The organism is Pontixanthobacter gangjinensis (assembly GCF_009827545.1).
Taxonomy (GTDB): domain Bacteria; phylum Pseudomonadota; class Alphaproteobacteria; order Sphingomonadales; family Sphingomonadaceae; genus Pontixanthobacter; species Pontixanthobacter gangjinensis.
Window position 1 is genome coordinate 473670 of record NZ_WTYS01000001.1, and the last position, 20845, is coordinate 494514.

A 20845-nucleotide genomic window follows, 5' to 3' on the forward strand; every position below is an offset into this window, starting at 1 on the left:
TCAGGGAGAGGCCCCTCGGTCACTAAAATTGTTCCACGTGGAACATCATTTGCCGATACAAAATCGTCCAAATAACGCGTCAAGCATATCCTCAGTCGAGGTTCGACCTATCAAACGATCAAACGCAAGTCTTGCTAGCCGCAGTTGCTCTGCGATCAGCAGAGGGTCTTCTTGCTCACCTAATTGCTCCAGCGCGTTTTTGGCTTCTGCAATTAATCCATGCTGACGCGCGTTGAGTGCGACGGCGCCTGGAGCCGGCATGGAACTCCGCGCATAGTCGATTAGCAGCCCGATCAACTGATCTAACCCCTCACCAGACAAAGCGGACAGAGAGGCGATCGGTGAATGCTTCGCCTCACGATCCAACCAATCACACTTCGCATCAATCTCCCAAGACCCCTTCGGGCCCTGTCCCTCCCGTCCGAGCCACAACACCAGATCCGCAATCTCGGTTTGCGCGACCGCTCGCGCAATACCAATTGCCTCAATCGAATCTTGGCTGTCATTGCGAAGCCCAGCAGTGTCGACAAAAGTGAACGGAATTCCTTCAAGTGCGACAGGCCGCTCTAGGACATCCCTGGTAGTGCCTGCCGTTTCTGCTGTTATTGCCGCTTCATCGCCAAGCATTGCATTGAAAAGAGTGGATTTTCCGGCATTAGGAGGACCCGCAAGAACCACTCTGAATCCATCACGCAGTTTGTCCGCTCGGGGCCTTAACAGCCATGTTTCCAGTTCTTGTTTAAAATCAGACACTTGTTGGTGAAACACCGCTGGGAGACTGGAAACATCGTCCTCATCGGAAAAATCGAGCGCTGCTTCCACTTGTGCCGAGAGATGCAGAACCGTCTCACGCCAACCTTCAATCTGCCGTGATAAGGCGCCACCCACCATCGCCATCGCAGATCGGCGGTGCAGTTCTGTTTCGGCCGATAACAAGTCTGCGAGACCTTCAGCTTCGGCCAAATCCATCTTGCCATTGGCAAAGGCGCGGCGGGTGAATTCTCCGGGCTGCGCTTTGCGCAAGCCCGTTACCATCGACAACACGTTCTCGGCCGCTGCGACTACCGCCCTACCCCCGTGAAGGTGGAGTTCGGCAATATCCTCGCCGGTCACAGTTGATGGACCAGGTAGCCATAAGACCATCGCATGGTCGAGCACTTCGCCTTGAGCATCGCGCAAGGTTGCCACGCTCGCTCTCCGTGCTTCTGGCAATTTTCCAGCCAAGCTCTGCAACGCCGGGCCAGCCTTGCTGCCACTGACACGGATCACGGCAATACCTGCTGGCGGACTTCCGCTTGAAAGGGCGTAAATTGTGTCCATCAATTTATTACACCTGCCAGCGGGGTGTCAGATCAATCTTTCTTGGAAGGTTTCGTGCCACCAAGGCCGCCCGCGACCGCGCCTTCAACAAAATTCTGGAACATCTTGAAGCCAACTTGCCCCATCGGAGCGAGCTGTTTAGCGAATTGTTGCAATTGCTCTGGGTTGCTGACGCCCTTCATCGCTTTGGTCACGGTGTCGACATACAGATCATTAGCCTTCGATACATCGGGCAATCCCATGAAGCTCCGCGCCTCCTCTGGCGAACAATCGATTTCGATCTGGACCTTCATAGCAATTCCTCCGTTATCAAACGGTCACCTCTTGGGTGACGCTTATCCTTATCTGGGTTTGGCAAGCCAAGGCACAAGGGTTAAGCCTATTCTAAGAAAATCCCAAGGAGTCATTCGTGAAAATCTTAAACTATCAGGTCACCTATTCCTTGGGTGTCTCCGAATGAATCTACTCACTCCGCGCTATCTGATCCCCTTCAGCCTCCTCATCCTCACCATATTGTCCGCTGCGATACCGGCGCTGCGGTGGGGATTACTGCCCCTCACCCCTCTACTCGCAATCGCATGGTGGGACTTCTTTCAAGAACGTCACAGCCTGCGAAAGAACTATCCGCTGATCGCCCGCATCCGCTGGATAATGGAGGATCTGCGGCCCTTCGCTCAGGCCTATATTGTCGAAAGCGACATGGAAGGTCGTCCCTTCAGTCATCAGGCGCGCGCGCTCGTTTATGCACGGGCCAAGGGTGACAATGATGCCCACCCGATGGGCACTGAGCTAGACGTTTATTCGGATGAATATGAATGGTTGAGCCATTCGGTCGTACCCAACGACCATGCGCCGAAAGAATGGCGCACCGAAATCGGCGAAGATGATTGCAAAAGGCCCTATTCTTCGGCGCTTCTGAATATCTCGGCCATGAGTTTCGGGTCGCTCTCCGCTCGCGCGATCGAAGCCCTCAACCAAGGTGCCCTTCTGGGCGGCTTTGCTCATAACACCGGCGAAGGCAGCATTAGCCGGTACCACCAGATACATGGCGGTGACCTGATCTGGGAAATTGGAAGTGGATATTTCGGCTGCAGAGCTAAAGACGGAAGATTTGACGCGAGCCAGTTCGCTGAAACCGCTGCCAGCGAACAAGTTAAGATGATCGAGATCAAGCTAAGCCAAGGTGCAAAGCCGGGACATGGCGGCGTCCTGCCTGGCCGCAAGGTGACTGAAGAGATAGCCGAAGCCCGGGGTATTCCGGTTGGCGAGGACTGTCTCTCGCCAGCAGCGCATTCGAAGTTCTCGACTCCCATCGAAATGCTTGAATGGATTGCCGATTTGCGCGAATTAAGCGGCGGGAAGCCAGTCGGCATAAAGCTCTGCGTCGGGCAGCCACACGAAGTGTTCGCGATTGCCAAAGCTATGTTGAAAACTGATATCACTCCTGATTTTATCACAGTTGATGGCGCAGAAGGTGGCACCGGAGCCGCTCCATTGGAATTATCGAACAGCGTAGGCATGCCCCTGCGCGAAGGACTCATTTTCGTACGCAATGCGCTAATAGGAACAGGCCTCAAGCACCGTGTTAAAGTGGCCGCTTCGGGCAAAATTCACTCTGGTGCCCAGATGGCAAAAGCCTTCGCCTTGGGTGCCGATTGGTGCAACGCTGCCCGACCGTTCATGTTCTCGCTCGGGTGTGTCCAGTCAATGCAATGCCACACCGGCAATTGTCCGACAGGTGTCGCCACGCAGGAGAAATGGCGTCAAGAAGGCCTAGTTGTTGATCAAAAGGGACCGCGCGTGGCCCGTTTCCAAAGCCAAACGTTGCAGAGCCTGCGCGAAATCGTCGTGGCAATGGGCCTTAATTCGCCATGGGAAATCGAACCACGAGATATGCGCGAGCGCGTCAATGGCGCACGCTCTAACGCGATAGATTCAATTTACACATTTGTGCCGGAAAATGCGTTTCTTGATGGTGTCGAAAGCCATCTACTCAAGACCCATTGGGATCTGGCAAGTGCAGAGAGTTTCAGGAGAATGCGATGAGCGCGCAGAACGCAATCAAACATTGGCACCAGGTTGCCGAAAGTGGCAGCACTATAGAAGGGTTAATGGAAATTCTCGATGAGAATGCAGTCTTCCACTCCCCAGTCGTGCACACACCACAGGAAGGCCGTGAGAAGGTCATCGCTTACCTGTCCGCGGCCGGGCAAGTGCTTGGAAGCGGGTCGTTCGAATACATCCGGGAGGTAATCGATGGCAATGACGCAATTCTCGAGTTTCAAAATGAAATCGACGGCATTACGATTAACGGCATCGATATGATCCGCTTTACCGATCAAGGCAAAATCATCGATTTCAAAGTGATGGTTAGACCGATGAAAGCGATGAACAAATTGTGGGAGCTCATGGCCGCTCAATTGGAAGCCGATCAATCAGCAATTTCGGCAGACAAGAAATAATCTCCCCTGCCCTGCGGGTTAATTGGCATTGCGAGGATAGACAGAGGCACAAACACAAACGACCAAAGCGCCGCCGCACACTGCAAGCCACCCCACGAGCAAAGAAGCCGTACTACCGCTTTTCTGTGGCCAAATGAGAACTCCCAACTGTCGGCAGCCCCCGTTTCCCGAATGAGCGCGGACGCCTTACCATAGTCACACTTTAAAATGCGGATGCGGTGCCCACCAAGAGCCAGTGAAATAAAATCGACCGACGCGTGGTTCGAACCATCAACGTGCACAAATATGCCGTTATCTTCGAGCATTGAAGCAAGGCAGAGAGCTTCAACCCTCGAAACTAAGATGGCAATTATCGGAAGTTCGCTGAAGCCTTCAAGATTTACCTGAGCTCGCAATCACGCAACCTCAATTCAAAGAAGCGAAATTCAAGATTGTCTTGCGGATATGCGGTTGCAGAGATGTTGGTAAAACCGCATCGAGCTCTTCCCGCCGCGCATTAACGCTGTCTGACAGACGAATTTGCCTCATTGTCCATTCTGCACAATCTCGTTTGTCGATCGCAATATCGACCAAACGAACGATACCGTTATGGCGTTTATCCAACGCTAATTTTTCCATCAGCTTGGTGAGAGCCTCTTGCTCACCTTCGACCAGCTGCAAGAAATTACGCCCATTAAAAATCAACAAACCGGTGATCCCGCTGCCAACATTGTTTCGTAACGCGGCAGCCAGAATATCTGAGACATCTTCGTTTCGCAGATTGTCTGTGGCCGTGCTGATATAGACATACTGACGCATAAATTTTGTTACCGCCTCCGCTAAAATTCGAATTGTTGCTGACTGTGAAACAGGCGGATGTCAATCGAACTGACACCGCAAAAAATTGAACTAATCTCTAATCCATGGGTGGTAGGGTTCTTCCCTAATCCAACGGGTTGCTATCCATTTCTCGCCCGCAATCACCGGCAAGCCGGCGTGCTTGCTCAGATCAAGGCGCCTCCCGTCGCTGCCAACATTATCGAATAATAACATGTCGCCAGATTTCATTCTAAGCTTCAGATCAAGCTCAGGAAAAGTTGTTTCACCGCCCTTAAAATCATCATTCAGAAATACAATTGCAGTTTTGATACGCTGATTAGTTACAGCGGGAAGAGCATCAAAATGTGGCCGATATTGCTGTCCGGGAAGATATCGGAGCACGTGCAAAGGCTCGCCCCAAGAATAATCAGTCTCAGACCACTTCGCGATGCGCCGATTGATCCGGTTCACCGGCAAATTTTCCTGCAATGGACCAAAACTCATGCCGTGTGATGTTCGGATCGGGTGAGGAATACGCTCGCCAGTTTGGGGGTCTTCTACAAATGAAGGTTGAACCAATCCCGCTGCTAGCGATCTAATCCACTCACACTCAGCAATGGAAAGAAACCCGCTAAATTTGGTAATGTTCGGCCCGGTTGCGCGGATCACATCTGGTGACAAATCGGCTTCTAATTCTCCGCTTAGAAGAGCTATTTCAGCAGCAGAAAACTTATCCTGCGGCGCAAATGAAGAAACTATTTCATGCGCCCTTTCAAACGAGTTCTTCGTGCCGGTGCCGGTTGCGTAGAGCCGCGCCAACCTCAAATTACTAGGCAAGTGACCTAAACTAGCCGCCCGTCGATAAAGCTCAAAAGCAGCGTCAATATCGCGGGGCATCCCCTGACCTGCGATTTTCCACTCAGCGAGGCAAAAACATGCCCAGGTATCGTTTTTAATGGCAGCTTCTTCAGCAAGGAGCACGGCCCCCTTCTGATCCCCATTGGATAAGAGCGAACGCACCTGTTGTTCGACAGACATCACTCGCTCCTATTCCGGTTCTCATCGCTGATTTTTGGTAGGATAATTAGATCTTCGACTATTGGTTCATGGTATCGAAGAAATCTTCGTTTGTCTTGGAATCCTTCATCTTGTCGAGCAGGAATTCCATAGCGTCGATTGTACCCATTTGCATGAGGATACGGCGCAAGACCCACATCTTGGAAAGCTTGTCCTTCTCGACCAGCAATTCTTCCTTGCGAGTACCTGATTTACCGACATCAAGAGCCGGGAATATCCTCTTATCAGCGACCTTCCGGTCGAGCACGATTTCCGAGTTACCCGTGCCTTTAAACTCTTCGAAGATCACCTCGTCCATTCGGCTACCGGTATCGATCAACGCGGTTGCGATAATCGACAGCGAGCCGCCTTCTTCGATGTTACGCGCGGCACCAAAGAAGCGCTTCGGACGTTGAAGCGCATTGGCATCGACACCGCCTGTCAAGACTTTGCCCGAGCTTGGGACGACCGTGTTGTAGGCACGGCCAAGGCGGGTGATTGAATCGAGCAAGATTACCACATCGCGCTTATGTTCTACTAAGCGTTTGGCTTTTTCAATAACCATTTCAGCTACTTGAACGTGCCGTGTAGCTGGTTCATCAAAGGTCGAGGAAATCACTTCACCCTTCACGCTACGTTGCATGTCGGTAACTTCTTCTGGACGCTCGTCGACCAGCAGGACCAGCAAGAACACTTCTGGGTGATTATCGGTAATTGCCTTGGCAATATTTTGTAAAAGCACGGTTTTACCGGTGCGCGGTGGCGCTACGATCAATGCGCGCTGGCCCTTGCCCTGAGGGCTAATGATATCGATGACTCTTGCCGATTTGTCTTTAACCGTAGGATCGAGCGTATCGAGCGATAGCTTTTCCTCAGGATAAAGCGGCGTGAGATTGTCAAAATTAGTCCGCAACCGAACCTGGTCAGGATCTTCGAAATTGACCGTAGTCAGTTTCTCAATCGCGAAATAGCGTTCGCCTTCTTTGGGTGCACGAATTTCGCCTTCGACAGTATCGCCAGTGCGCAAGCCCCATTTGCGAACCTGATTGGGCGAAACGTAAATATCGTCCGGTCCGGCAAGATAATTAGCTTCAGGACTACGCAAGAAACCGAAGCCGTCCTGCATCACCTCAATGGTGCCAATTCCCATGATTTCAGAAGTATATTCTTCATCTTCGGCCAGTTCGCGCAGGATGCAGAACATCAAATCCTGGCGGCGCATGGTGGAGGCGCCTTCGACGCCCAGTTCTTCGGCCATGCTCACAAGGTCAGCCGGGGCTTTAAGTTTCAGATCTTTAAGATGCATTTAGATGTCTTTCATTCCCGCAAACAGCGGGTGCCCGAACGGGCGAATGTGATTTTTGGCCGGTCAGTCGTAAGACTAGATCATTGGGCTTGGAGAAAGCAGATCCAGATCGCATTGAATGCAAACCTCAACCGGTGATGCCAAACAAATACGCTGGCATAGAGCCCGCGTCAATTCGTTTGCTGTCGATTCCGTGTTGGAACACCGACGCATTTCTCAGAACGGTTTAACGACGACCAGAATCACGATAATTGCCGCCGCAATACCGGGAACTTCGTTGATCATCCGCAATGCTTTTCCCTGCAAAGGCCGTTCTCCGCGTGCCAATTTCTTCGCATATCCTGCCATCCAGCCGTGATAACCAGACAACAAAATCACGATCAGAAACTTTGCATGAAACCAGCCCTGCGTGTGCGCCTGGATTGCTGACATCAATGCCAGTCCAAGCACCCAAACAATAATAATCGAAGGCAAGAGGATGATCTTGAGCAGTTTTTGCTCACGCTCGGCCCAGAGGGTATCTTCTAGAGAACCGGCTTCCGTTTCTTGATGATAGACAAAGAACCGCGGCAACATGAACAGGCCCGCCATCCAGAAGATAACAAAAATGACGTGGCCGGCCTTCAGCCATAGATAAATCGGGGCGAGAAATTCTTGCATGGAGTTCACTTAAGCGATGACGCAGGTTTCGTCACGCCCTTCTGCTCAAGATTTCCAATTCCGTACGAATTCTACCAAATTCTCGACATGTTCAATCGGGGTGAACTGACCAATACCGTGACCCAAATTGAAAACATGCGGCCTATCAACGAACGCTTCAAGAATTCGCCGGGCGCCGCTTTCCAACGCTTTGCCCCCTGCAAGCAATAGTAATGGATCGAGATTTCCCTGAACAGGCAAATTGGCTGGCAGTTCCTTCGCGGCCCACACTGGATCGATTGTCTCGTCAAGGCCAGCTGCAGAAACACCCGTTTCACGCATGTAAGCGGGCAATTTCTCGCCTGCACCTTTGGGAAATCCGATGACTGGCAAATCGGGGAAACGCGTCTGTAATGCTGCAACAATTTTTGCGTTGGGGGCAATAACCCAGCGTTCAAATTCAGTAGGCGATAGACTGCCAGACCAACTGTCAAACAATTGCACAGCCTCCGCGCCTGCCTCGACCTGTCCAGCCAGATATTCGATAGTCAAATTTGCAATGGCATCGATGATCGCCCCAAAAGCACCGGAATCGCGATAGGCCATTGCGCGGGTGTCATGCTGATCACGGCTTCCTTCGCCAGCGACCATATATGTCGCAACGGTCCACGGAGAACCGGCAAAGCCCAACAAGGTGGTCTCCAGCCCCAGTCCAGCCTTAACCTTCGCAACGGTGTCATAAATCGGCGAAAGGCGCTGTGGCACGGCTTCAAGGCTGCTTAGGGCATGATCCACCAGCTTAGGCGAGAGCTTGGGCCCTTCACCTGCGAGAAATTCCAGATTCTGACCCATCGCATAGGGAATGATCAAAATATCCGAAAACAGGATTGCGCCATCGAAACCAAACCTGCGGATCGGCTGTAAGGTGACCTCGGTGGCTGCGTCGCAATCATAAACGAGTTCTAGAAACCCGCCCTTGTCCGCCCGCAAGGCGCGATATTCGGGCAGGTACCTGCCAGCTTGGCGCATTAGCCACAACGGAACTTTATCAGCGCGCTTTCCGCGTAAAGTTTCGAGAAGAATTCCGGGCATCGGAGAGCCTCTTACTAAATAATATAGTATTATAAATAGGTTGATGGAGGTTGTTGGCCCTGTGGATATTGGGGACAAGGCCGCTTTGCCCGACTTTTCCCGCTTTGAACAGAGCTTTCAGTGTCGCGAATCCCGACTCTAGCGCGTCAAGCAAAACATATCCACGCTGTCCCCAGCCTGTCGAAAACCCCTTTTGCATGGTTACAAACCTACCTGAACAGGACTCGCATTGGGCACGGAATCACACCCTCTACTTGTCGTCAGCTTTGTCCCGTGGTTTATGCCCGTTAGTTTCCACAGCCCGTTATGGTGATAAAATCTGCTCATGAGCCGCCTGCATTTACACCTTTTATCGGACTCGACCGGGGAAACTCTCGAAATGGTGGCCAAGGCCGCTTTGGCGCAATTCGAAGACGCCGATATAGTCCGTCATTTCTGGCCGATGGTGCGGTCTAAGCAGCATCTCGACCGGATAGTCCCCGAATTGGCCCAGCACCCCGGCCTGGTCCTGTTTACTCTGGTCAATCCCGAAACGCGAGAGCGGCTGGAAGACCATTGCCGCCAATTGAGTCTGCCAGCCGTACCAGCGCTGGATGCGGTAACCGCCGCATTGGAAGATCAACTTGGGCAAGCCGCGCAGGGCCGGCCTGGCCGGCAGCATTTGATGGATGATGCTTATTTCCGCCGGGTTGACGCGATACATTACACCATTGCGCATGATGACGGGATTGGCTCAGACAATTGGGAAGAGGCTGACATTGTTCTGGCCGGCGTTTCGCGGTCGTCAAAAACGCCAACCAGTATCTATCTCGCAAATCGCGGTTACAAAACTGCCAATATTCCTCTTGTGGTTGAAAGCCCGCCCCCTGATATCCTGTTCAAACTGACCAAGCCGCTGGTTGTCGGCCTTACCACAGCGCCAGAACGGCTGGTACAAATCCGCCGAAACCGCTTGCTGAGTATGAACGAGCAAACCGAAACCTCCTATGTCGACGATGAACGCGTTCGGGCCGAGGTGAAGTTCGCCCGCCGGATGTTTGCCGACAACGGCTGGCCAGTAATCGACGTGACACGCCGCTCTATTGAAGAAACCGCGGCGGCGGTAATCAATCTTGTCGGTGAACGAGAACGCCGCGATGTCTCCCCAAGTGTTGGAACCAAACCAATATGATCTTAGATATTCGAAATTCTCTATGCTGATCCTCGCCTCCAAAAGCGCGTCGCGCCGCGCTATGCTTGATGCAGCCGGAGTGGCTTATACCAGCGTTCCAGCAGCTATAGATGAACGCGCTGTTGAAGCAGTGATGGGCAGTGCCTCGCCTCAAGCAATTGCCACCGGCCTCGCAGTGGCAAAGGCGCAAGCGATCAGCACATCACACTCTAACGACGTGATCCTTGGCAGTGATTCACTTGTCATTGTAGGCGGCAAGCGCTTCGATAAGCCCGCAACGATAGACGCTGCCGCAGAACATTTGCGCTTTTTCTCTGGCAGGGAAATGCAACTCCACAGTGGTGCAGCGCTGGTTCGAGATGGCAAAGTCCTGTGGCAAGATGCTGCCAAGGCGTCTCTCTATGTCCGTGAATTATCCGAGGAATTCATACAAACCTATCTGTCGGTAGAATGGCCGGCGGTAGCAGGTTGTGTCGGCGTTTTTCGGATTGAAGCGCTTGGCGTTCAGCTGTTTGACCGGATTGATGGTGACCAATTCACCGTGCTCGGTATGCCGTTGCTGCCTGTGCTCGGTGCGCTGCGAGAGCTGGAGTTGTTGGACAAATGAGTCCTGACGAGCGCTTGGAAGGCGTAAAATATGCCGAAGTTATCGGCGATCCCATCGTCCAATCGAAATCTCCGCTAATTCATAATTTCTGGCTGCGTGAGGCGGGCATCGAGGCGATGTATCAGCACCAAGCCGTATCGTCTGAAGGCCTTGCCGACTTTTTGATGCGTCGCCGCAAGTCCCCGCTTTGGCTTGGCTGCAATGTTACCATGCCACACAAGCAAGCGATCATTTCGCTGCTCGACACCCTAGATCCATTGGCCGAGAAGGTGGGCGCGGTAAATACGGTCATCAGGCAGCAAGATGGGTCGCTAAAAGGATATAATACCGATGTCGCCGGATTTCTGGAACCTTTACGAAGCACGCTATCCAACAACCATTTGTTCAGAATGGCGCGTATCCTCGGCACAGGTGGCGCTGCAAGAGCTATCGTTACTGCCTTGCAAGGCGAAGGTATGGTATTGGTAGTCGCTGGACGCCGAATTGACCGGGCTGAGGCGTTATTGAGTGAACTCACTCACGCCAACGATCATCATGCCGTGCCCATTTCACATTTCGCACAGCCAACCGACTTTGAATTTGATGACCGCGATGGCTGCCTTGATCTGGTGGTCAACACTACACCTCTCGGGATGCGCGGCCAGATGCCTTTGGCATTTGACTTTAGCCACGCGCCGCCGGGCAGCATAATTTATGATATCGTTACAGATCCGGTTGAAACAGAATTTCTCAAATCCGCGCAACAAGCCGGATTCGAGACAGTCGACGGGCTTACAATGCTTGTTGGACAGGCCGCCGCCGCATATGAGTTGTTCTTCGGTGCTGCCCCTCCACGCGGCCGCGATGCTGAACTGCGCCAAAGGTTAATTGCATGAGCAAACCGCTGATCATCGGGCTTACAGGCTCCATCGGCATGGGCAAATCGACCGTCGCAGCTATGTTTGAAAAGGCCGGAGTGCCGGTGTTTGATGCCGATGCTGAGGTGCGCGCTATGCAGGGCCCTGCAGGCGAATTACTCCCCGCAATCGAAGCAGAATTTCCGGGTAGCACTGGTCCCTGCGGACTGGATCGGGAAGCCCTTGGAGCCTTGGTGTTTGGTGATGCAAGCGCAAGGGCCCGGCTCGAGGCGATTGTACATCCTGCAGTCGCTGCCAGACGGCAGCTGTTTATGGTCGAACATGGGGCAGCGCCCATGGTGCTGTTCGATATACCATTGTTGTTCGAGAAAGGCGGCCATGAAGCGGTCGATCGGATTGTAGTCGTATCCGCACCCGCGGATGTTCAGCGCGCCCGCGTGCTTGCCCGCGACGGAATGACGCCCGAAAAATTTGCTCACATCCTCGAAATTCAGGTTCCTGATGCGGAAAAGCGCGAGCGCGCTGATCATGTGATCAATACCGGCACTACGCTTAGCAAGACAGAGCGCCAAGTTGCCCAACTGATTGAAAGCTTGCGAAGCCCGGATTGATAAGCTGGTTGCCGTGAAGCGCCAAAAAATACCTACGAAGCCTCTTGCACATACCGGGTTTCGAGCCGATACTTACGCCAATGCGCGAAATCGTTTTTGATACCGAAACCACCGGCCTTGACCCCAAGGCAGGGGATCGGATGGTTGAAATCGGCTGCGTGGAAATGGTCAATCGCGTCGAAACCGGCGCAAGCTACCATTCCTATTATAACCCGCAGCGTGACATGCCCGCCGGAGCAGAAGCGGTTCACGGATTGTCAGAGGCATTCCTGTCCGACAAGCCGCTCTTTCGCGATATTGCTGAAGAATTGCTCGACTTTATTGGTGATGCGCCGCTGGTTGCACACAACGCAGGATTTGATTTCGGCTTTCTGAATAATGAACTCGCGCTGATTCAGCGTGAGCCAATCAATCTGGACCGAATGGTCGATACGGTAAAGATAGCGCGTAAGAAGCATCCTGGTGCAAAGAACTCGCTTGATGCTCTGTGTTCGCGTTACGGCGTAGATCGTAGCCACCGGGTTAAACATGGCGCACTGCTCGATGCGGAATTGCTTGCGCAGGTGTATGTCGAGTTGCTTGGCGGACGGCAAATTGGTCTTGAGCTTGCTGCCGAAACCGAAGCCAATAACTCACCAGCTTCTCACGCTGCTGCCTCCATCATTAAAGTGCGCCGCGAACCTCGCCCACATTTTGCATCGGCAGAAGAACTCGTGCGGCATCAAGCGTTTGTTAAACAGATAGAGTCACCTCTGTGGGGCAAATAGATCCGGATAAACCGGTATAATCAATTGGAGGCCCCCGCCTCCGGAAAAAGGAGAGAATCGCCATGGATATTCGTGTCTCAGGTCATCAGGTAGAAACAGGTGCCGCTCTTCAAGATCACGCTACGGACCGCCTCAATGCGATGGCTGCGAAGTATTTTGGCCGAGCGATTTCTGCTAATGTTACCTTTGGCAAAGCACCGGCTAATGCGTTCAGCTGCGATATTGTTGCACATGTCATACACGGCCTGACGGTAAAAGGTCATGCTGAAGCGCACGACGCCCATCAAGCATTCGACCGGGCGGCTGAAAAGGTCGATAAGCAAATCCGTCGCTACAAACGTCGGCTGAATGACAGGCATGAGCAGGCCGATCACGCTGTTCGGGAAGAGGAAGCCGCGTATACAGTGTTTGCGGTTGAAGAACCTGAGGCAGAAGAAGTTGATGACTCGCCGCCAATCATTGCTGAAACCACTGTCGACATTCCCGAAGCCAGCGTAGCCGATGCAGTCATGATGCTCGATTTGCGCGACACCAATGCGATGCTCTTCAAAAATGCTGGAAGCGGGCGCCATAATATGGTTTATCGCCGGGGTGACGGTTCGATCGGATGGGTTGAGCCGCGTTAATTTCCATTCAGCACCCCCTGCTGAATCGCTCCAGTTCTAGGCGATCTTGACTGATCAAACCGGACCAACCGAAGAGGTGCGGTGCGCATCCGCCGGCGGACTTGGAGAATCTATTGAACAAAAGTTTTGATAAAGATGGACGCTAATTTTAGATTTTTGCCCGAGGCCGTGGGAACTACCGGTGCCGGCTCGAAACAAGCCATTCTGGAACAACTCGCTGTGCGATTCGCATCTGCATATGGGGTAAATGAAACCGAGGTGCTCGAATCTCTTGAAGAACGCGAGTCTCTCGGGAGCACGGGTTTTGGTCGCGGAATTGCCATTCCGCACGCCCGAAGCCGATCTGTGAATCGTCCGGTGGTTGTGTTGTTGAAGCTCGACAATTCTGTTGATTTCGGCTCTGCAGACAAAATGCCTGTCAATTTGGTCTTTGGTTTGTTGTCACCCGTTGATGCGGGGGCGAGCCATCTGTACGCACTCGCCGCAATTTCGAGAATCGCGCGGGATGAACAAATGTACGAAGCGCTGGTTGACGCGGTAGACTCCGAGGCAATCTATGCGCTTTTATCCGATATCGCGGATAAAGCAGTTGCCTGATTTGTCGGACCCAGTTGCAGCAGGTCGCTCGGCAAGCGGCGCGGATACGCATTTTCGCGCGCTTGAACGCCTTTACGCATCTGCTCCGGTAAACTCCCTGTTCGATTCCGATTTGGAAATTACCGGGGAAGGTCTCGCGCGATTGGTCTTCAATGTGACTGAGCAATCTTACCATGCAGCGGGTGCAGCGCATGGCACTGTCTATTTTAAGATGCTCGATGATGCAGCATTCTATGCCGCCAATACGCTGGTCACAGATCGCTTCCTGCTGACCACATCCTTCAATCTTCACTTTACCAAGCCTGTTCGAAAAGGCCGGGTTATTGCAGAGGGTCATTGGGTCAGCGGTAAACGGCGGGTGTTTGTCGCCGAATCACGCTTGATTGATGAAGAGGGCGACGAAATTGGCCGTGGCACTGGCACCTTCATGCGGTCTCACATAGCTCTATCGGGTTTGCCCGGGTATAGTGCGGAATAGGCTTTGAAATGGACGACCGGCTCCCCGCCCATCTCGAAATATCAGGAATAATTCGCGCCGTGCAGTCGCAGGGCGGCTTTGCAACTGTGCTGTCCAAAGGCGAGCGTGACGCCGGTACAATCCTTCTCTTGATGACAGAGCGCGGCAAGCCAGATCGCCTGTATGAGCGTATGCCTCAACTCGACGGTTCGAGGGTGTTCGCGCTCACCAAAACTCAAGATCCTGAAAAACCGAAGGAATTTGAAGAGTATCTTACCAGAAGGGCACAGCAAGACCCCGATATGTGGGTTTTGGAGCTGGATATCGCAGATGCAGAACGTTTTGCCGCAGTGCAGCATAAATGAGTTGACATAATTTCATTTGAAACTATTTCCACCATCGAACTTCCGATGCGCAGGCGGCGGAATGGCACTCGGCCATTCAGTTAGCACGCAGACGGGGGGCGGCCGGCAGGCCAATTCTGGACCCTTACATTACCGACTACCCTATAAAGGTCCCAGCCTGCGACAGCGCTCGTCCACCGCCTAACGACAAGAACTTATGGCTCGTAAGACTCACTTTGTTGGATTTGCCGCAATCGCAGCGACCGTCAGCATAACCTTTGCCAGCACCGCGATCTCCGGTGCCAATGCCCAGCAGGGTGTTGAAGACGAGATTCAAGAAATTTCCCAGCCTGTGACCAATGAAACGGTTCCGCTGTTTGTATCAGAAGAAGTGGTTCAACCGCTTCCACCGGTCACCACACCCGAAAATTCTGCTGAAGCCGCAACCGCTGTCAGCGTTCCCGCTGCTTCGAACCTTCGCGAGCTCGTTCGTAACACCGACGCTGGGTATGAGTTATCCCGCGAAATGGAATGCTTGGCTGGCACTGTCTATTTCGAGGCACGCGGCGAACCGCTTTCTGGACAACTCGCTGTTGCACAGGTTGTTATCAACCGGGCCGAATCGGATGTCTTTCCCTCAAGCTATTGCAGCGTTGTGCATCAGCGTTCGCAGTTCAGCTTCATCAAAAACGGCCGGATGCCTCGCATTAGCCGTAGTTCTGCTGCCTGGAAGAAGGCGAAGGCTATCGCGCGAATAGCGCATGAAGGTCACTGGGAAAGCGAAGTGCGCGATGCGCTTTATTTCCACGCCAAATATGTGAGCCCGAAATGGCGCCACCGCAAAACTGCGCGCGCCACCATTAATACACACATTTTCTATCGCTAAATCCTGCGCTGATTGAGCAAATTGAAAAGGCCCTCTCTGGGAATGGGGGGCCTTTTCTTTTGCTGCCTATTCCGGCGCTATTTCCACCCAAACCGGAGTGTGGTCACTAGCTTTTTCACGCCCACGATATTCTTTGTCCACGCCCACAGCCGTCATTCGGTCTGCCAATTCAGGTGTGAGGAGCAAATGATCGATCCTGAAACCATGGTCGCGTGGCCAAGCGCCCGCCTGATAGTCCCAATAGGTCCATACGCCGCCGCGCGGATTGAGCGTGCGTATCGCATCAGTCCAACCATCGGCTAGCAGCCTTTGATACGCATCCCGCGATTCGGGCTGCATCAGTGCATCCTTTTCCATGGCCTTGGGCGCCCACACATCATCGTCATGCGGTATCACATTATAATCGCCGACGACGGCGCACGGAATTTCCAGTTCCCAAAGCTCAGCCATCCGCGCCCTCAGCCGCTTCATCCAAGAAAGCTTGTAATCGAATTTCGGGCCCGGCAGCGGATTGCCATTGGGCAGATAAATGCAGGCAATTCTGATACCGTCCACTTCGGCCTCAAGATAGCGCGATTGAATATCCTCGGGCTCATCGGGGGTGAGAAGCGGAAGGCCGCGCTGGGTCTCGATGGGCTTTACTCCATCGGCAAGGATCGCGACACCGTTGAAACTTTTCTGGCCATGCCAGATCGCGTGGTAGCCAATTTTTTCGAATTCTTCTGCGGGGAAGCCCTCATCCTGGCTCTTCACTTCCTGAAGACACGCCACCTTGGGTCGCGTTTCGTCAAGCCATTCCAGCAAACGCGGCAGGCGCGCTTTCACGCCATTAATGTTGTAGGTAGCGATCCGCACTAGATGCCAAAGCTCGACCCGCAACCACAACCGGCTGCCGCATTGGGGTTTTCGACTTTGAATGCAGCGCCGCCGAGCGATTCCACAAAGTCGACGATGCTTCCGCCGACCAGATCCAAGCTTATCGGATCGACTACCAGCCTCACGCCGTCGGTTTCACTAACTAGATCGTCTGCTTCCGCTTCATCAGCGAGATCGAATTTATATTGGAAGCCAGAACATCCGCCACCTTCGACCGAAAGACGAAGGATTGCTGGCTTGGCCTGCTTATCCGCAATCCAGGCTACGCGCTTTGCAGCAGATTCTGTAAGTTTCAGTGTTTCAGCCATATACTCTATGTAGGGAACTTGGTGCCGCCGCTCAAGCGGTCTGGATGTAGTTCCTCATCGCTTCGGCTTCCAGTTCGACTTCGTCCATCCGAGATTTCACTAGATCGCCGATTGAAATGAATCCGATCATCGCCCCATCGTCGACCACCGGTAGATGCCGGATTCTCCTACGCGACATCATTCCCAGCGCTTCGTCAACTTTAGCTGATCTGTCGACGGTTATTGCGGGCGCGGTCATAACCTCGCCAACCGGACGATCAAGGCACGCCGCGCCGACTTCTGCCATCCGGTAGATCACGTCGCGTTCAGAGAAAATTCCAGCAAGCTGACCGTTCTGCATGACTGGCAATGCGCCAATGCGCTTCTGCGCCAATTGGGCGATAACTTGCCCGACGCTGTCATTCACGTCGCAAGTGATGGTTTCCGAACTTGCGCGATCGGCGATTAGTTGCGCGATATCCATGGGCGAGACCTCTCCTATTTCACTTGGTGAGTGTGACATGAACAATAACGAAATGCGAATCTCTTTCACAGCTACCTGGTTGCAAGGTTAGTTGCCGCACGGCATGAGGCCCACATGATTCCCAAATCCCCCCTCGACAATCCTGAAACTGCCGCCTTTGCGTGGGCGCGTTACAAGCGCCTGATGCGCTTTATGATGATGGTCACCATCGGTGTGGTTTTAATCGCTTTGGCGCTGCTTTATGATGGCGAAAGCTCGGTTTCCGTGCATTTTTACATCGCAACTGCGCTTGGTATCGGCTTCATGATGCTTTTGACATCGGCGCTGATGGGCTTGGTCTTCTTATCGAGTGGCACGGGCCATGATGAAAGTGTCACCGATCTAACCGACGACGACACTTGGGACCGCGACAAGACTGAGGATTGAAGTATTGGGAATTGCGAGACTGGGCCCCAGCAGATCAAATCGCCGGAGCGCTTTGCAGTCGAAATTCCTCTACAATTTCGCCTTTGATCAAATGGCCTTGGATAATTTTCTCAAGCACCTCCTCGTCGCAGGAATGATACCAGACATTGTCAGGCCAAACGACCGCGATAGGGCCTGCTGCGCAAACCTGCAGGCAATCCGCTTTGGCTCGTTGCACTCCGCCTGATCCATCCGCGCGTTTGGGTCCGACCAATCCGAGTTGCTTCAGTCGTTTCTTGAGATAGCTCCACGCACGCTTGCCGTCGTCAGCCTTGCAGCACTTTTGTTTCTCGGACACGGCACATAGAAATATCTGCCTATCAACTGTCTCACCGCCAATCTTGCCAAGTGCAAGCTGAGCCTTGAGCAATTCCTGCTTTTTGCTCATTTTCCAGCCGGACCTTTGGCGCTCTCTTCAGCTAGATATTTCCCGAGCCAATCAAACACGGTGTTGTGCCATTGGAGTGAATTCTTCGGCTTCAGGACCCAGTGGTTTTCATCGGGGAAAACCAGCAATTGCGCGTCCACACCTTGTTCCTGCAATGCGGTAAAGCTTTGCAGCCCTTGCGAATACGGGACGCGGTAATCTTTCTCGCCCGTGATCACGAGCATCGGCGTCTTCCAATTGCTAACATGGTTGACTGGATTCCACTTTTCGTAAGCATCGGGATTTTCCACGTAAGAGCCGCCGAAATCCCAGCGGGGAAACCACAATTCTTCAGTCGAATAATAGAAGCTGCGCATGTCGAACAGCCCATCATGCTGGATTAGACAATCGAACCGGTCGGCCCACTTTCCGGCAATCCAATTCATCATATATCCGCCATAGGACGCACCCATCGCGCAGGTGCGCTCACCGTCAATCTGCGTATCGAGCGCTAATGCCGCAGCAAGGCCTTTTTGCAGATCTTCCAGTGGTTTGCCGCCCCAATCCTGATTGATGCTATCGGTGAATTCTTGGCCGTATCCGGTGCTACCATGGAAATCGACGGAGATTACAGCGTAGCCTTGGCTCGCCAGGACGCGCGGGTTCCACCTGCTGGACCAACCATCATTGAATGAGCCTTGTGGCCCGCCATGAACGTAGAGAATTGCTGGCATTTCGCCTTCGAACCCATCCAGTTTGGTAATCTGACCCCAAACCGTATCGCCTTCCGCGCCTTCAAAGTTGAACCGGGTCGTCACTATTCCAGCGCGTTTTCCAATGGTCGGCCTAGTGATATTGGTGATCGGGATGGCTTGCGACCAATCTTTGGTGAGGAACAGCTCCGCAGGACCACCAATAGAATCGCGGGTAAACAGTAACCCATTGCCAGCGATTGGTGTCAGATTGCCGATATGAGCCTCATAACCAGCCATCAAATCAAGCCGTTCTACCTTGCCGTTTTGCGGGTCAATTTTGAATGCTGGCGTGTCGAGCACATCTTGCGCGCTAGCGATGATCCAGCGCGAATCGGGCGTCCACGCGAGCGAACCGAAACTGCGATCAAATCCTTTGGTTAGCGCGCGCGTCTCGCCCGTTTTAATGTTCCGCAACTGGATCACAAGGCGATCGGCCTCGTAAGTTGGCCGCTCCATCGCCAAGTAGGCGAGCCATTTCCCATCGGGCGAAGGGGCGGGAAGAGTATCTGTTGCTAGGTTGGCGGAGGTCAAATTCTTGGGTGTGTCGCCGTCCAATGCAGACCAATAAATATCGACATTGGTTGATAGCGGCTCTTCTGCGTTCGATTGGCGGGCAGCGAAGTAAATGCCTGACCCGTCGGCGGACCAAGCAATTTCCTCCCCGCCGCCAAACGGTTTAGTCGGCGTGTCACCAATCAGCGCATTTTCATCATTAGGGCCATCGGCTGCATAGCCATCTCCCGTTGCGACACCATCGACTAGATTGAAGCCAAATACACGACTGTAGCTGCCCGGCGTTTCCCATTGATCCCAGTGGCGGTAAAAACCGCCCTTCGCATCATAGATTCTGCCAGTGCCAGGTCCTGGTAAATGTGCCGTTCCATCGCCATCACAACCAAATTGGGCGCAATCGCGGCCAACATCGCCAAACACCGCGATCTTGCTCCCGTCTGGGGAGATATGGAAGCCCTGTACGTCTGCAGGCAAGTCGGTGACTTGCATTGGGCCGGCAACATTCCCGTCTACCTCAAGCGCAGCGCGCCAAACCTGCGTGCTGATATTAGCGCCTTCTTCCGCATCATTCGATGGCCTGTCTGACAAGAAATAGAGCCAATCGTCCGCCCCGAAACTTAAGCTGTTTGCGTCGCCGCGCAAATCAATCACCACAGGCAAAGCGTCGGCAGAGCGCAGGTCTCTCAAATAATGGATAGTTGACCGAGCCAGCGTTTCGCGATCAGTTTGCGTGATGGAATAAACCGCGTATTTGCCATCTGCCGTTACCGCCGGTGTGCCCAACCTGGGCATTGCCACAAGATCTAGCGCGCTCATCGGGGCGGGTTCTGCGACGGGTTCTTCAGAATCGCCTTCGGTATGATGGTGTGCGACTGCGGGCACCGAGACAGCGAGTGCCGCGAACGAGGCTGTGAGCTTGAGCGTTTTTATCATGGCCGCAGAACTAAAGCCTGGGCCCAAACGCGCAAGTGCAATCATGCCCCCGAGATGTTCGGCTTAATAGCCAAGTCAGTTGGGCTTAACCGCGCTTTCCGGCAATTCTCGAAATTTCGTCTTTGACCATCTTTTCGACCATTCCAGGCAAATTCTCATCGAGCCATTCGGACAGCATCGGGCGAAGCAAATCGCGTACCAAGCCTTCAAGCGAGGTTTCGCCGCTCCGCACGATTTGCGGAGGTACGCCGGGTTCGGCCAGCATTGCCAGCGCGGCAAGGTTGTCGCGCATTGAGTCGCGAGCTTTCTCGGTGATTAGTGGAACTTTTTCATCACCAAGCTCCTCGTCAGGCGCTTCTTCGATCAGCTCAGCTGTGCTCAGCTCTAAGATTCTATCGGAATCGTCTTCGGCGGATTCAGATTTGGCTTCTGGCTTAGTCTCGACCACGCCTTCTTCCTCGCGCTTGCGCCGCTCGATAACTGCCCCAGTCCGGTTATCCCGGGCGATAACTTTTTTGATCGATTCTAGGATTTCCTCGACCGAAGATTCGTTTTGCTCGCGCATATTG

At 53.2% G+C, this 20845-nt stretch carries 27 protein-coding genes; 13 read left to right on the forward strand and 14 right to left on the reverse strand.

Annotation, left to right across the window (positions count from 1 at the left end; genetic code table 11):
* Nucleotides 1-45: 45 nt before the first annotated feature.
* Together mnmE and GRI36_RS02270 are read right to left on the reverse strand one after the other, a co-directional pair.
* Nucleotides 46-1323: a tRNA uridine-5-carboxymethylaminomethyl(34) synthesis GTPase MnmE gene (gene mnmE, locus GRI36_RS02265; protein WP_160596989.1), complete on the reverse strand. Its 1278-nt coding sequence runs from the start codon at nucleotides 1321-1323 to the stop codon at nucleotides 46-48.
* A gap of 29 nt (nucleotides 1324-1352) precedes the next feature.
* A complete protein-coding gene (locus tag GRI36_RS02270) occupies nucleotides 1353-1613 on the reverse strand; it encodes a DUF6489 family protein (protein ID WP_160596990.1) in 261 nt (86 codons plus the stop codon).
* 163 nt (nucleotides 1614-1776) lie between these two features.
* Between GRI36_RS02270 and GRI36_RS02275 the strand changes: the two genes are divergently transcribed.
* Both GRI36_RS02275 and GRI36_RS02280 read left to right on the forward strand, forming a co-directional pair.
* Complete coding sequence (locus tag GRI36_RS02275) at nucleotides 1777-3366, forward strand: FMN-binding glutamate synthase family protein (protein ID WP_160596991.1); 1590 nt, start codon at nucleotides 1777-1779, stop codon at nucleotides 3364-3366.
* Nucleotides 3363-3782 carry a nuclear transport factor 2 family protein gene (locus GRI36_RS02280; protein WP_160596992.1) on the forward strand — a complete coding sequence of 140 codons (420 nt, stop codon included), beginning with the start codon at nucleotides 3363-3365 and terminating at the stop codon, nucleotides 3780-3782. The genes GRI36_RS02275 and GRI36_RS02280 overlap by 4 nt, the downstream gene beginning before the upstream one ends.
* Here GRI36_RS02280 and GRI36_RS02285 read toward each other — a convergent pair.
* The 6 genes from GRI36_RS02285 to hemE all read right to left on the reverse strand — a co-directional run bounded on the left by GRI36_RS02285 (nucleotide 3752) and on the right by hemE (nucleotide 8673).
* Nucleotides 3752-4177, reverse strand: a complete 426-nt coding sequence (locus tag GRI36_RS02285; RefSeq protein WP_160596993.1) for a hypothetical protein — start codon at nucleotides 4175-4177, stop codon at nucleotides 3752-3754. The genes GRI36_RS02280 and GRI36_RS02285 overlap by 31 nt on opposite strands.
* A 10-nt stretch (nucleotides 4178-4187) precedes the next feature.
* Nucleotides 4188-4580, reverse strand: a complete 393-nt coding sequence (locus GRI36_RS02290) for a BLUF domain-containing protein (protein WP_160596994.1) — start codon at nucleotides 4578-4580, stop codon at nucleotides 4188-4190.
* A gap of 90 nt (nucleotides 4581-4670) precedes the next feature.
* A complete protein-coding gene (locus tag GRI36_RS02295) occupies nucleotides 4671-5618 on the reverse strand; it encodes a 2OG-Fe(II) oxygenase (protein WP_160596995.1) in 948 nt (315 codons plus the stop codon).
* A 58-nt stretch (nucleotides 5619-5676) separates the two neighbouring features.
* On the reverse strand, nucleotides 5677-6942 hold the full coding sequence (gene rho / locus GRI36_RS02300) for a transcription termination factor Rho (protein WP_160596996.1): 1266 nt from the start codon (nucleotides 6940-6942) through the stop codon (nucleotides 5677-5679).
* A gap of 216 nt (nucleotides 6943-7158) precedes the next feature.
* Nucleotides 7159-7602, reverse strand: a complete 444-nt coding sequence (locus GRI36_RS02305; protein WP_160596997.1) for a CopD family protein — start codon at nucleotides 7600-7602, stop codon at nucleotides 7159-7161.
* A 45-nt stretch (nucleotides 7603-7647) separates the two neighbouring features.
* On the reverse strand, nucleotides 7648-8673 hold the full coding sequence (hemE, locus tag GRI36_RS02310; RefSeq protein WP_160596998.1) for a uroporphyrinogen decarboxylase: 1026 nt from the start codon (nucleotides 8671-8673) through the stop codon (nucleotides 7648-7650).
* A gap of 325 nt (nucleotides 8674-8998) precedes the next feature.
* Here hemE and GRI36_RS02315 point away from each other — a divergent pair, with 325 nt between their 5' ends.
* From GRI36_RS02315 to GRI36_RS02360, 10 genes are all read left to right on the forward strand, one after another.
* On the forward strand, nucleotides 8999-9844 hold the full coding sequence (locus GRI36_RS02315) for a pyruvate, water dikinase regulatory protein (protein WP_160596999.1): 846 nt from the start codon (nucleotides 8999-9001) through the stop codon (nucleotides 9842-9844).
* Nucleotides 9845-9866: 22 nt separating this feature from the next.
* Nucleotides 9867-10451, forward strand: coding sequence for a Maf family protein (locus GRI36_RS02320; protein ID WP_160597000.1), 585 nt, complete (start codon nucleotides 9867-9869; stop codon nucleotides 10449-10451).
* Complete coding sequence (gene aroE / locus GRI36_RS02325; protein ID WP_160597001.1) at nucleotides 10448-11326, forward strand: shikimate dehydrogenase; 879 nt, start codon at nucleotides 10448-10450, stop codon at nucleotides 11324-11326. The genes GRI36_RS02320 and aroE overlap by 4 nt, the downstream gene beginning before the upstream one ends.
* Complete coding sequence (gene coaE / locus GRI36_RS02330) at nucleotides 11323-11919, forward strand: dephospho-CoA kinase (RefSeq protein WP_160597002.1); 597 nt, start codon at nucleotides 11323-11325, stop codon at nucleotides 11917-11919. Before aroE ends, coaE begins: the two co-directional genes overlap by 4 nt.
* An 80-nt stretch (nucleotides 11920-11999) precedes the next feature.
* Complete coding sequence (dnaQ, locus tag GRI36_RS02335; protein ID WP_160597003.1) at nucleotides 12000-12686, forward strand: DNA polymerase III subunit epsilon; 687 nt, start codon at nucleotides 12000-12002, stop codon at nucleotides 12684-12686.
* A gap of 62 nt (nucleotides 12687-12748) precedes the next feature.
* Nucleotides 12749-13312: a ribosome hibernation-promoting factor, HPF/YfiA family gene (gene hpf, locus GRI36_RS02340; RefSeq protein ID WP_160597004.1), complete on the forward strand. Its 564-nt coding sequence runs from the start codon at nucleotides 12749-12751 to the stop codon at nucleotides 13310-13312.
* A gap of 135 nt (nucleotides 13313-13447) precedes the next feature.
* Complete coding sequence (locus GRI36_RS02345; protein ID WP_160597005.1) at nucleotides 13448-13909, forward strand: PTS sugar transporter subunit IIA; 462 nt, start codon at nucleotides 13448-13450, stop codon at nucleotides 13907-13909.
* Nucleotides 13869-14387, forward strand: coding sequence for a PaaI family thioesterase (locus GRI36_RS02350; RefSeq protein WP_160597006.1), 519 nt, complete (start codon nucleotides 13869-13871; stop codon nucleotides 14385-14387). Before GRI36_RS02345 ends, GRI36_RS02350 begins: the two co-directional genes overlap by 41 nt.
* An 8-nt stretch (nucleotides 14388-14395) precedes the next feature.
* Complete coding sequence (locus tag GRI36_RS02355; protein ID WP_160597007.1) at nucleotides 14396-14731, forward strand: DUF1491 family protein; 336 nt, start codon at nucleotides 14396-14398, stop codon at nucleotides 14729-14731.
* A gap of 196 nt (nucleotides 14732-14927) precedes the next feature.
* A complete protein-coding gene (locus tag GRI36_RS02360) occupies nucleotides 14928-15596 on the forward strand; it encodes a cell wall hydrolase (RefSeq protein WP_160597008.1) in 669 nt (222 codons plus the stop codon).
* A 66-nt stretch (nucleotides 15597-15662) separates the two neighbouring features.
* On the opposite strand, the gene xth is transcribed toward GRI36_RS02360, so the two are convergent.
* Genes xth through GRI36_RS02375 form a run of 3 tightly spaced genes read right to left on the reverse strand, consistent with a single transcriptional unit; the run spans nucleotide 15663 to nucleotide 17243 of the window.
* Complete coding sequence (xth, locus tag GRI36_RS02365; protein WP_160597009.1) at nucleotides 15663-16451, reverse strand: exodeoxyribonuclease III; 789 nt, start codon at nucleotides 16449-16451, stop codon at nucleotides 15663-15665.
* Complete coding sequence (gene erpA, locus GRI36_RS02370; RefSeq protein ID WP_160597010.1) at nucleotides 16451-16780, reverse strand: iron-sulfur cluster insertion protein ErpA; 330 nt, start codon at nucleotides 16778-16780, stop codon at nucleotides 16451-16453. Before erpA ends, xth begins: the two co-directional genes overlap by 1 nt.
* 31 nt (nucleotides 16781-16811) lie before the next feature.
* Nucleotides 16812-17243: a CBS domain-containing protein gene (locus tag GRI36_RS02375; protein WP_160597011.1), complete on the reverse strand. Its 432-nt coding sequence runs from the start codon at nucleotides 17241-17243 to the stop codon at nucleotides 16812-16814.
* A gap of 114 nt (nucleotides 17244-17357) precedes the next feature.
* On the opposite strand from GRI36_RS02375, the gene GRI36_RS02380 reads away from it, so the two are divergent.
* Entirely contained in the window at nucleotides 17358-17669 is a 312-nt protein-coding gene (locus GRI36_RS02380; protein ID WP_160597012.1) for a hypothetical protein, read from the forward strand.
* Between the two features lie 34 nt (nucleotides 17670-17703).
* On the opposite strand, the gene GRI36_RS02385 is transcribed toward GRI36_RS02380, so the two are convergent.
* From GRI36_RS02385 to GRI36_RS02395, 3 genes are all read right to left on the reverse strand, one after another.
* Entirely contained in the window at nucleotides 17704-18096 is a 393-nt protein-coding gene (locus tag GRI36_RS02385) for a (2Fe-2S) ferredoxin domain-containing protein (RefSeq protein ID WP_160597013.1), read from the reverse strand.
* Nucleotides 18093-20276 carry a S9 family peptidase gene (locus GRI36_RS02390; protein ID WP_160597014.1) on the reverse strand — a complete coding sequence of 728 codons (2184 nt, stop codon included), beginning with the start codon at nucleotides 20274-20276 and terminating at the stop codon, nucleotides 18093-18095. Before GRI36_RS02390 ends, GRI36_RS02385 begins: the two co-directional genes overlap by 4 nt.
* An 85-nt stretch (nucleotides 20277-20361) precedes the next feature.
* Nucleotides 20362-20841 carry a DUF2497 domain-containing protein gene (locus GRI36_RS02395; RefSeq protein WP_160597015.1) on the reverse strand — a complete coding sequence of 160 codons (480 nt, stop codon included), beginning with the start codon at nucleotides 20839-20841 and terminating at the stop codon, nucleotides 20362-20364.
* Nucleotides 20842-20845 lie beyond the last annotated feature (4 nt).

Coding starts and splice junctions, on each gene's coding strand:
- GRI36_RS02275 (WP_160596991.1), top strand. CDS start 1,777: ATGAATCTACTCACTCCGCGCTATCTGATCCCCTTCAGCCTCCTCATC.
- GRI36_RS02380 (WP_160597012.1), top strand. CDS start 17,358: ATGATTCCCAAATCCCCCCTCGACAATCCTGAAACTGCCGCCTTTGCG.
- GRI36_RS02390 (WP_160597014.1), bottom strand. CDS start 20,276: ATGATAAAAACGCTCAAGCTCACAGCCTCGTTCGCGGCACTCGCTGTC.
- GRI36_RS02270 (WP_160596990.1), bottom strand. CDS start 1,613: ATGAAGGTCCAGATCGAAATCGATTGTTCGCCAGAGGAGGCGCGGAGC.
- GRI36_RS02305 (WP_160596997.1), bottom strand. CDS start 7,602: ATGCAAGAATTTCTCGCCCCGATTTATCTATGGCTGAAGGCCGGCCAC.
- GRI36_RS02345 (WP_160597005.1), top strand. CDS start 13,448: ATGGACGCTAATTTTAGATTTTTGCCCGAGGCCGTGGGAACTACCGGT.
- dnaQ (WP_160597003.1), top strand. CDS start 12,000: ATGCGCGAAATCGTTTTTGATACCGAAACCACCGGCCTTGACCCCAAG.
- coaE (WP_160597002.1), top strand. CDS start 11,323: ATGAGCAAACCGCTGATCATCGGGCTTACAGGCTCCATCGGCATGGGC.
- GRI36_RS02385 (WP_160597013.1), bottom strand. CDS start 18,096: ATGAGCAAAAAGCAGGAATTGCTCAAGGCTCAGCTTGCACTTGGCAAG.
- rho (WP_160596996.1), bottom strand. CDS start 6,942: ATGCATCTTAAAGATCTGAAACTTAAAGCCCCGGCTGACCTTGTGAGC.
- hemE (WP_160596998.1), bottom strand. CDS start 8,673: ATGCCCGGAATTCTTCTCGAAACTTTACGCGGAAAGCGCGCTGATAAA.
- GRI36_RS02355 (WP_160597007.1), top strand. CDS start 14,396: ATGGACGACCGGCTCCCCGCCCATCTCGAAATATCAGGAATAATTCGC.
- GRI36_RS02375 (WP_160597011.1), bottom strand. CDS start 17,243: ATGGATATCGCGCAACTAATCGCCGATCGCGCAAGTTCGGAAACCATC.
- GRI36_RS02350 (WP_160597006.1), top strand. CDS start 13,869: ATGCGCTTTTATCCGATATCGCGGATAAAGCAGTTGCCTGATTTGTCG.
- GRI36_RS02395 (WP_160597015.1), bottom strand. CDS start 20,841: ATGCGCGAGCAAAACGAATCTTCGGTCGAGGAAATCCTAGAATCGATC.
- GRI36_RS02280 (WP_160596992.1), top strand. CDS start 3,363: ATGAGCGCGCAGAACGCAATCAAACATTGGCACCAGGTTGCCGAAAGT.
- hpf (WP_160597004.1), top strand. CDS start 12,749: ATGGATATTCGTGTCTCAGGTCATCAGGTAGAAACAGGTGCCGCTCTT.
- GRI36_RS02290 (WP_160596994.1), bottom strand. CDS start 4,580: ATGCGTCAGTATGTCTATATCAGCACGGCCACAGACAATCTGCGAAAC.
- GRI36_RS02360 (WP_160597008.1), top strand. CDS start 14,928: ATGGCTCGTAAGACTCACTTTGTTGGATTTGCCGCAATCGCAGCGACC.
- aroE (WP_160597001.1), top strand. CDS start 10,448: ATGAGTCCTGACGAGCGCTTGGAAGGCGTAAAATATGCCGAAGTTATC.
- GRI36_RS02315 (WP_160596999.1), top strand. CDS start 8,999: ATGAGCCGCCTGCATTTACACCTTTTATCGGACTCGACCGGGGAAACT.
- GRI36_RS02295 (WP_160596995.1), bottom strand. CDS start 5,618: ATGTCTGTCGAACAACAGGTGCGTTCGCTCTTATCCAATGGGGATCAG.
- GRI36_RS02320 (WP_160597000.1), top strand. CDS start 9,867: ATGCTGATCCTCGCCTCCAAAAGCGCGTCGCGCCGCGCTATGCTTGAT.
- erpA (WP_160597010.1), bottom strand. CDS start 16,780: ATGGCTGAAACACTGAAACTTACAGAATCTGCTGCAAAGCGCGTAGCC.